The following is a 9,774-nucleotide window of genomic DNA, read 5'->3' as shown; positions in this document are numbered from 1 at the left end:
GATGGTGCAGAACAGCAGGAGAACTTACAGCAAACAGAAAAAACGAAATAAACCACCTTGTATACAGGTAGAACTGTTCTAAAAAACAGGGGGGGGGTGGCTTTTTTATCTAATGAAAATATTTACTGATAATCAGTAAGTTAAGTGAGTTTATTGCCTGTTTTTAAGTTTATCCGTTTGGTAGTGATTATTTTTACTCTTTCTTCGTTCTTTTATGAATAAAAAACAAAACCGACGTACGTTTTTGCGCAGCACAGCGTTACTTGCTGGTGCTTTTTCTTCAAATAACCTGTTCTCAAAGGAAATGCTGCCCGAATTAACAAGGGTGAATCATGCAAAAGAGGGCCTTTCTCCCCAAGTGATGGCGAAAGACGAAGACTATTGGTCGGTGATACAACAAGGCTATAGTGCTAGTTATTCCAATATACTTATTCTAAACAACGGAGGAGTTTCTCCATCTCCTATTGTGGTACAGAAAGCAGTAGAAACGTATAATAAATTATCAGATCAAGGTCCTTCTTATTATATGTGGCGTATACTGGATCAAGGAAGGGAACCCTTGCGGCAAAGGCTAGCCAAGCTGGCTGGAGCGGATACAGAAGAAATAGCCATAAACCGAAATGCCACCGAAGCATTGAATACCGTGATCTTTGGCATAGACCTCCAGCGGGGCGATGAAGTAATTGGTTGTTACCTCGACTATCCAAACATGATGCAAGCCTGGAAGCAAAGGGCTATGCGTGACGGTATTATATACAAGCAATTGTCTTTCGATTTTCCTGTCGAAGATGATGAACTTATAGTGAATGCTTATAAAAATGCCATTACACCGAAAACAAAAATCATTCATGTGACCCATGTCATCAATTGGGTGGGGCAGATTATGCCTGTTAAGAAAATATGCCAAATGGCGCATGAGCATGGCATTCAGGTAATTGTAGACGGTGCGCATTCCTTTGGCTTGCTTGATTTTAAGATTTCCGAGCTCGGTTGTGATTATTTTGGAACAAGCTTGCACAAATTTCTAAGCGCTCCAATAGGCACAGGGATGATGTGGATGAAGAAAGAACATATCCCCAACATTTGGCCCATATTCAGCGATGCCGATCCCAAGCGCAACGATATTCGGAAGTTTGAGACTTTGGGTACACGTAGCTTCCCCATAGAGCAGGGAATAGGAGAAGCCATCAATTTCCATGAAGGGATAGGGGGCAAGCGAAAGGAAGAACGTATACGCTACCTGAAAGATTACTGGGCAAAAGAGGCTTTGTCTATACCGAGGGTTAGGTTGAGTACTTCTTTACTTCCAGCTTATTCCTGTGGCATCTGTGGCGTTAGCATGGAGGGAATGACAGCTCCCGAACTGGACAGCGCGCTGTTCAACAAGTACAAAATACATACTACTGCGATGGTCAATGAGCATGTGAGCTGCGTGCGCATCACCCCGCATGTTTATACAAGCTTACGGGATTTAGACCGTTTGCTGGAGGCATTGAATTCGATATCCAAGACAGTGTAGGTCGGGGGAAATTGTTCGAATTGAAACAGAACTGTCCGTTATCGGACAGTTCTGTTTTTTTGCATACATTGCAAGGATATTGAAAAACAGATTTTTATAAATACAGGCATAATTGTAGCTTTACATGCTTAGCTGTCAGCTATCGCCCAACGGCTATCGGAAATCGGCTATCAGTGTTCGGTGATTGACTGATGGCTGATTGCCGACAGCTGATATCCAGTAAAACTTTAGACATGAAAAACGCCCGTATACTAATTATCGATGATGACCCAGATGTGCTTACCGCGGTAAAACTTTTGCTGAAAAGAGAAGTAGCAGAGGTGATTGCCGACAAGAATCCCGAAAACATTCCAGCTCTTTTGTCAAGGCATAGTTTTGACCTGATTCTGTTGGATATGAATTTCAAGAGTGTGATCAATACAGGCAATGAAGGATTGTTTTGGTTAGGCAAGGTCAAGTCGCTTCGTCCCAATATACCAGTCATTATGATTACGGCCTATGGGGCCATTGATCTGGCAGTTGCCTCCCTCAAACAAGGTGCGGCGGACTTTGTCGTGAAGCCCTGGCAAAATGAACATCTGCTGGATGTCATATCTGGTTTACTTGCCTCCAGTAAGAAAGCAAGTAAAGTGCAGAAAGACGTCATTGCTGGACAGGTAGAGCTTTTGGGCGAGTCTGCCGTGATGAAGAACCTGCTGTATAAGATCAGCAAAATAGCACCGACGGATGCCAATATACTCATATTGGGGGAGAACGGTACGGGAAAAGACCTCATTGCCCATGCCATTCATCAGCAATCCCTGCGAAAGGCAAATCCATACGTGAAGGTAGATGTGGGGGCATTGACCGATACCTTGTTTGAGAGTGAGCTTTTTGGCCATAAAAAAGGCGCTTTTACGGATGCCAGGGAAGATCGGATTGGTCGTTTTGAGGCAGCCAATGGAGGTACTTTATTTTTGGATGAAATAGGGAACATTTCATTGCAACAGCAGGCCAAATTACTCAGTGTTTTGCAGAATAGGCAAGTTATACCTCTTGGTAGCAATACACCCATTCCGGTAGATATTCGCTTGCTCTGCGCCACCAACGTGCCTCTCAAGGCGCTCGCCGACGAAGCACGTTTCAGAAAGGACTTGGTATACCGGATCAATACGGTGGAAGTGCAGGTGCCTCCTTTGAGAGACCGTGGCGAAGATGTTCTTATCTTGGCTAGGCATTTCATGAAGAAGTATGGCGATAAATACCTGAAGGGTAGCGTCGAGCTAGATCGGTCCGCAGAGCGTAAGCTGTTGCAATATCATTATCCCGGTAATGTACGCGAATTGCAATATAGTATTGAAAGGGCTATTATCATGGCCGAGTCTACCACTTTGACGGCAGAGGATATACTTTTTTCGCCCATAGAATCGCCTAATGAAGGCAACGAGCCGAAAGGGGCAGCACATCTCAATCTTGGTGAAATGGAAAAGCACGCCATTATGAATGTCATAGAGAAACACAATGGCAATATCAGCAAGGCGGCCAAGGAGCTCGGCATCACCCGCACGGCGCTGTATCGTAGGCTGGAAAAATACAATATCTGATGCGCAAGTTTAAACGTATCTTATTCTTACGTGCGATTTTTCTCTTGGGAGCCATATTCGGAGTAGCTTGGTTGGTGTTTCAACAGCTATACCTTTATGCTATTTTAGCATCGCCTATAGTCGTATGGCTGTTGGTACTCAATTTTCGATCGCAGGTACGAACATACAAGGAGCTGGAAGAATTTGCCGAGGCGGCCAGATATCGCGATTTTTCCCGCAATTTCCCTTTGGATTATGCCCGTGCGGAGATCAAGCCGCTCAGAAGTGCCTTCAACGACATTAATGCCGTTTTTAGAAAAATCAATACCGAGCGGGAAACGCAATTTCAGTACCTTCAAAAGATCTTGGAGGTAGTCAATACGGCCATTCTTTCTTATGATGAAGTGAGCGGCAAGGTCATGTGGATGAACGACTCTTTTCGTGACCTGTTTAATATCCCACATCTGGGCACGATCGGTGGCCTATCTTTGAGAAACAAGGAACTTCAAGATAAAGCCCTGTCCCTCACGCCCGGAAAGATAGATCGGGCTAGCATTCAAACCCCCGCAGGAAAATTGAAATTGCAGCTTGCTTCTGCTCGTTTTCAGACCGCTGAGGGGACTTATCGCTTGGTGGCTTTTCAGAACATCAATGAGGCCATAGATGAAACCGAAGCAAAGGCCTGGCAAAAGCTCTTGAGTGTGCTCACACATGAAATCATGAACTCCATTGCGCCTATATCGTCATTGGCCGATACGCTCAAGACTCGATTGGAAGATTTGCCCTATAGTGAAGACCTGGATGATATCAGGTTGGGAACGGATACAATCAAGAGAAGGAGCGAAGGACTGCTCAAGTTTGCCGGTACTTATCGCAGCCTCAATAAGGTGAGCGAGCCCGATATATCGGAAATTGCAGCATCTACCTTGTTTGAAAACCTATATCAACTAATGGAGCCCAGTCTCATTCAGAAAAATATCGAACTGGATATTATCCTGAAAGATCCGCAGTTGAAATTAACCCTAGATGTAAGCTTGATAGAGCAGGTATTGATAAACTTGCTCCTGAATGCCATAGAAGCGGTAAAGGAGGTGGCCGAGCCACTTATCAAGCTCTCTGCCGAATTGGTGCAAGGAAGAGCGCACATCAAGGTAAGTGATAATGGAAAAGGAATCCCTGCAGACTTATTGGAGAATATTTTCATTCCGTTTTTTACCACAAGGAAAAACGGTAGTGGAGTGGGACTCACGCTCAGCAAACAGATTATGTTGATGCATAAAGGAAATATACAGGTACAGTCTTCGGTGGGAAAAGGAACGGTATTTACTTTGGTTTTTTGAGGCTGAAAAGGCAGTGATAGAATACGATATATTAAAGCATGAACAAAAGAGAATTTCTTAAAACAACACTACTAGGTGGCACGGCAGCAGCTCTGATGCCTTTGACTACGTCTGCAAAAAAATACGGTGACGAGGTAAAGAAGAAAGGGAAGCCAAAACATTGGGTCTGGGTGAATCCCGATGAGAAGGAAAGCGATATAGATCTGGAACAGCGTTTTTCGAAATGGAAAGGCAGTGGTATTGTGGGGGTGCTTTTTGAGGAATTCAGCGAAAGGCATTTTGCCAGGGCCAAGGCGGCGGGATTGGAAGCCCATCGTTGGATGTGGACGATGAATAGAGGAGAAAAAGAGCTCCTGGCCGCCCATCCAGAATGGTATAGCGTGAGCAGGGAAGGAAAAAGCTGTGCCACCGAGCCGCCATATGTAGGCTATTATCGCTTCTTGTGTCCCTCTAGGCAGGAGGTGAGAACTTATTTGGCGGACAAGGCCGAAGAGCAATTGAGCAAGAAACTTGTAGATGGACTCCACTTGGATTATATTCGTTTTGTTGACGTGATTTTGCCAGTCAATCTTTGGGAAAATTATAAGCTGGACCAGAGTAGGGAGCTGCCTGCCTTTGATTTTTGCTATTGTGAGGTATGCAAGAGTAAATTTAAAAAAGAAACGGGTCAGGATATAGATCAAATAGTACATCCAGACCAGAGTCTCTCATGGCGCAATTTCCGCTATCGGCAGATTACCGAAGTGGTCAATGGTTTGTCACTCATAGCCAAGAAACATAAAAAGCCGATTAGTGCAGCTGTTTTCCCAACGCCCGAAGTGGCTAAACGTATCGTGCGGCAAGATTGGTGCAATTGGGAACTGAATGCCATTTACCCCATGATCTATCATGGTTTTTATAAGGAGACGATAGGGTGGATAGGCGATGCCGTAAAGGAAGGAGTCAACGGCCTGCACGGAAAATTTCCGTTATATGCTGGACTGTACCTGCCAGATTTTAAGAATCCGGAGGAATTTGGTGATGCGGTGAAGCTGGCATTGAAGAATGGTGCTGGCGGGATATCCATTTTTGGGAACCCTAGCGATGAGATTTTGGAGCAGTTGGGGTAAATGGGAGATATGCGATATCAGGACACAATGAGCAGTAGCTAAACGGTGTAACATTTACTCGTCAATAGACCTCTAAACGAAAAAAAAAACATGATCATAACGACGACAAATTCCATAGAAGGAAAAAAGGTAGTGCAATACCTGGGAATAGCAACAGGGGAGACCATTATAGGAGCCAATTTCATTAAGGATTTTTTTGCTGGGATCCGAGACATAGTAGGCGGACGTTCGGGGTCTTATGAGAAAGTACTCCGCGAAGCGAAGGATACGGCGCTCTATGAAATGCAACAGCGCGCTTCTATGCTAGGGGCAAATGCGGTGATTGGAATTGATCTGGACTATGAAACTATCGGAAACAACGGCAGCATGCTTATGGTGACAGCCAGTGGTACGGCAGTTGTCGTTGAATAGACGGAATTAACCCCGCGGATGAATAGCCTACCTACAAAAACGAAAGGTTTCCAGCCGGGGAGACTGGAAACCTTTACTAACCAATTATAAACCTAAATTATGATGATACAAAGATAGTGTATTCTATACACTTTTTAAAATTATTTTTCATTTTTTTTTATTTTCAATTTCTGCGTTCAGCTAAGCGGGCTCGTTTTCCATCGTATAACACGGCTCGATACCGACCTCCCCCTCCCAACGCCCTTATTCCACCGCGCCCCCTCCGAAGGGGGATTAGGTATGACGTACTACCTGCCAAACTCTAGACAGGCTCGTTTGGTAGCTGCGATCCCGTTTTTACTGAATACGATTATAATTCTATATTTTTACGTATGTTTGAATGTAAATTTTGATCTTATATAATTATTCAAAATAAAAAACTGAATTTGTATTGAGATACGGCATTCGAAATTCTCTTCGCTATTCGTTTAAGCTAGACCGTGTTAGTAACTCATTGGTAGCTTGTGCCGTAGTGGGCATAGGTTTATGGTTGATGTTCAGCTTCCAATTGGGTTTGTCGGGAGCCCTTTTTATAGTGGCCGCACAAAGCATAGCGGGTATCAATGCACATAATCTACCGATAAACCGACTTGCTATTGCCTCCAAAGTGTCGTGCATCTATTTGCTAGTAGTGCTCATGGGCATTTATAGCCGAAATAGCCTTTTATATGTTTCTTTGGCAATGGTTTTACTTGCTTATTTGTTTAGCTTTCTAAAGCAGTATTATCCTATTAATTGGCCAGATATTGTCATTCCCGCGGCGGCCCTGTTTCTCATGAGCCATATCGCTCATGAATATTGGTCTTGCGTACTTTATACTTTTTTGGGTTGTCTGTTGGGAATATCGGTAGAGATACTGGTCGTACTTGGCCTCATGAAATACGGCAAGCGCTATGTGCCCATGAAACCTTTGGCTACCAATGAAAAGAGTCGGAATGACAAAAGTCCCATACTGGGACTAAAGGAGGCCAATCGGCGATATGCCCTAGAGATGTCCTTTCTGCTGATAGCCAGTGGCGTACTGATGCATTTTATCCCTTTTCCCCACAGCTATTGGGCTCCGCTCACCATTATCATGGTCGTACAGGTAGGGAATCAGGGAGCATTCAGACGCATTTCGCAGCGCATCTTGGGGACATTGGTCGGTTGCAGCTTAGGAGCGCTGATTCTGCACTGCTCTACCCACGTCATCTATTTTGTGCTGGCCATCATTGTCTGCGTATATTTTTGGCAATACTATATCCGGCAAAATTACATGGTAGGCTCGGCTTTTGTGACGGCATTTGTCCTGATATTGCTCGGGATGGATAAGGGAAATCCCATTTACCTAGCCATGGAGCGGCTTTCTTTCTCCACGCTTGGCGGATTGATGGCTTTGGGGAGCTCTTGGATTTTTGCTACGCAAAGACGAGTAAGTTAATGGAAGCATATGCTATCACTACAGTACCTCATCATCTTTGGCTTCATTGAAATAGGCCAATAGTTCTATAGCTTCCGAGGGTTTTATCTTTCCGGCCAACAACAAGCGCAATTGCCTTCTCTTCAAGGCGTCTTCGTACAGCTGTTTTTCCTTGTCCGTCTCGGGAATAAGCTCAGGAACTGGAATGGTTTGGTTGTTGCTATCTATGGCTACAAAGGTATAGAACGCTTCATTGGTTTTTACCTTGGTGCCCGAAGGGATGTTTTGTGCGTACACCGTCATTCTCACTTCCACAGAGGTTTTAAATGCTCTGGTGACCTGTGCATGGATGCTAATGACATCGCCCAACTTGACCGGATGTCTAAAGGACACATTGTCTACCGATGCCGTCACTACGATATTGTTGCAGTGTTTTTGCGCCGAAATAGCTGAGGCAATATCCATCCAGTGGAGCAAGCGTCCACCCATAAGGTTGTTCAATGGATTGGTATCATTTGGGAGTACCAGTTCATTCATGATGGTATAGGATTCCTTGGCAAATTTTTGGTTCATATTTTAGTGTAAAAAGATGTGAGATATGAGATGTTCGATTTGAGACATCAGTTGTAAAGCAATTCTTGCCATTCTTGTCTCATCTAGCCTTCATGTAATAGCATGTTAAATTTACGAAATAATATAATAATAGTATCATATTTCCTCTATAAATTAATTCCTATTGGCACTGGACGTATGTCTGAGGCCTTTGGCGACGAGCAATGGGGACTACGGCTTTGCAAATGAACATCGTAGTCTGGAGACTACGCAACCATTAACAGTCCGGAGTCTCTGACGCACCAACAACCCGACAGACCCCGGACAGTATCGTGTTGAAAGGTCTACTATGAAAAAAAGCAATTGCATCTACTTTGTACTGCTTACTTGAATAAATCCTACCAGCTCATCCCATCTACTGGTTGGTCTACGGTAGTAGAGCAATACTTGATAGGTGTTTTTGGTTTCAAAATGGTTGCCATTGTATTTGTATGGCTGAGTGGTGCCGCTCTTATCCACCGAAACATAAGTATAGTCATAGAGACCCTGTTTCAATGGTATGCCACCTTTCCAGCTTTTGCTCTCCTTGTCGTATTGCAGTTCGTTTTCTTCATTCAGGGCGTAATTGTTGAATTTTCCCAACACGAAGACCTTTTCGCTCGCTTCTGGGGTTTTGTCCGTTTGAAGGGAAAAATTTGTCGTGATATAGTCGCCTTGTACATCGCTGTCGTCAAAATCCGAATTGCGTAAGTAGAAATTGCCACCTTCATCAAACAGGTAGCTATATGACTGGTCACTCCAGTCGACGTCGGGCAATAGCCATATTTGATTGATACTGTCTTTTTCAAATCGGGCTACCTGTTGCGATAAGGTACGTAGGCTGCGAAGGTCCACCGAGCGAAATTCATTACCACCGGGGAAATCCAAGCTGTTGTTGTCCTGATAGATTAATTCTCCCTGCCGGATGTTACTTGGTTTCTGCAGCCACTGTTGTACGTCTGGGCGTTGGTTTTGCATGACTAGTATCTTGATGTCCTGATAGGGATTGTTGATGTTCAACGTACCGGTATTGACCACGAGATCGATCTTTTGGTTGCTGCTCCTTTTGGTCACCTGATAGGAGGGGAGCAGTTGTGCCGACATCCCTGCAGCAGGTATCACTACATAGAAACGCCTCGTGATGATCAGCCTATCGGGGTCGTTGTCCTCATAAATCTTGAGCAGGTAATTCCCGGAAATTTTTGGTTTCAGTCCGTTTTCGGCAGGAAAGGTGAAGCTATAATGGGTGTAGGGCTGCAAGGTGTTGATAGAAGGCGCAAAGTCGTAAATGCGCTCTTCTGTCAATCCATCTATATATTCCAATGGTAGGAGCACGCTCTTCTCGCCATTGGCATTGCAATGCTCTATGCTGTATGAATAGTTACGGTTGTCTGCTCTGAGGTCGTCAAAGGACATGAAAAGCTGGTCTCCACTGTTCAAATCGATAATGGGAAAAGATTGCTCTTCGCCTAACTTGTAGAAATTGACGCTCTTGATTTCAGGGAGATAATCCTTGTTTTCATAGGCCAGTTCTTGCCTAGGACTAAGCACTATTTTTTGCCTTTCCCGTTTCTCCTTTTTCTGGGCATGAGCGGAAAGAACAGGTAGGGAAAGTAATAGGACGATAACGAGGCATCGGGTGCACGCCAAACCTGTGAAGCAAGATTGAACGCCTCTGAAAGCAATCAAGTTGTGAAAAAATCCAATATTGCTCGCTAAGAGCGTCCGCCAACTGGTAGACAGAGGCGCAAAAATCCTCTCTTTGCGCCTTTGCGACTTCGCGAGAGACATGAAATTATATTTG

Annotated in this window: 8 protein-coding genes; 6 read left to right on the top strand and 2 right to left on the bottom strand. The window is 44.4% G+C overall.

The window, feature by feature from the left end; translation table 11 throughout:
• The first annotated feature begins 214 nt into the window (after window positions 1–214).
• From A37S_RS0115190 to A37S_RS0115165, 6 genes are all read left to right on the top strand, one after another.
• Window positions 215–1,519: an aminotransferase class V-fold PLP-dependent enzyme gene (locus A37S_RS0115190; RefSeq protein ID WP_028297725.1), complete on the top strand. Its 1,305-nt coding sequence runs from the start codon at window positions 215–217 to the stop codon at window positions 1,517–1,519.
• A 233-nt stretch (window positions 1,520–1,752) separates the two neighbouring features.
• Window positions 1,753–3,102 (top strand): sigma-54-dependent transcriptional regulator, encoded by a 1,350-nt coding sequence (locus A37S_RS0115185; protein ID WP_028297724.1) that lies wholly within the window; start codon window positions 1,753–1,755, stop codon window positions 3,100–3,102.
• Window positions 3,102–4,421 carry a sensor histidine kinase gene (locus A37S_RS0115180; RefSeq protein ID WP_028297723.1) on the top strand — a complete coding sequence of 440 codons (1,320 nt, stop codon included), beginning with the start codon at window positions 3,102–3,104 and terminating at the stop codon, window positions 4,419–4,421. Before A37S_RS0115185 ends, A37S_RS0115180 begins: the two co-directional genes overlap by 1 nt.
• Before the next feature lie 38 nt (window positions 4,422–4,459).
• Window positions 4,460–5,530 (top strand): glycoside hydrolase family protein, encoded by a 1,071-nt coding sequence (locus A37S_RS0115175; RefSeq protein ID WP_028297722.1) that lies wholly within the window; start codon window positions 4,460–4,462, stop codon window positions 5,528–5,530.
• Between the two features lie 90 nt (window positions 5,531–5,620).
• Complete coding sequence (locus tag A37S_RS0115170) at window positions 5,621–5,941, top strand: heavy metal-binding domain-containing protein (RefSeq protein ID WP_028297721.1); 321 nt, start codon at window positions 5,621–5,623, stop codon at window positions 5,939–5,941.
• Between the two features lie 430 nt (window positions 5,942–6,371).
• Window positions 6,372–7,400, top strand: a complete 1,029-nt coding sequence (locus A37S_RS0115165; protein WP_157278701.1) for an FUSC family protein — start codon at window positions 6,372–6,374, stop codon at window positions 7,398–7,400.
• Between the two features lie 18 nt (window positions 7,401–7,418).
• On the opposite strand, the gene A37S_RS0115160 is transcribed toward A37S_RS0115165, so the two are convergent.
• Both A37S_RS0115160 and A37S_RS0115155 read right to left on the bottom strand, forming a co-directional pair.
• On the bottom strand, window positions 7,419–7,952 hold the full coding sequence (locus tag A37S_RS0115160) for an acyl-CoA thioesterase (protein ID WP_028297719.1): 534 nt from the start codon (window positions 7,950–7,952) through the stop codon (window positions 7,419–7,421).
• A 348-nt stretch (window positions 7,953–8,300) separates the two neighbouring features.
• Window positions 8,301–9,761 (bottom strand): type IX secretion system plug protein, encoded by a 1,461-nt coding sequence (locus tag A37S_RS0115155; protein ID WP_051293215.1) that lies wholly within the window; start codon window positions 9,759–9,761, stop codon window positions 8,301–8,303.
• Window positions 9,762–9,774 lie beyond the last annotated feature (13 nt).

This window comes from Olivibacter sitiensis DSM 17696 (assembly GCF_000427965.1).
In the GTDB taxonomy this organism is placed as follows: domain Bacteria; phylum Bacteroidota; class Bacteroidia; order Sphingobacteriales; family Sphingobacteriaceae; genus Olivibacter; species Olivibacter sitiensis.
Note: the sequence above shows the minus strand (reverse complement) of the source record. Positions and strands in the feature narration are given on the sequence as shown.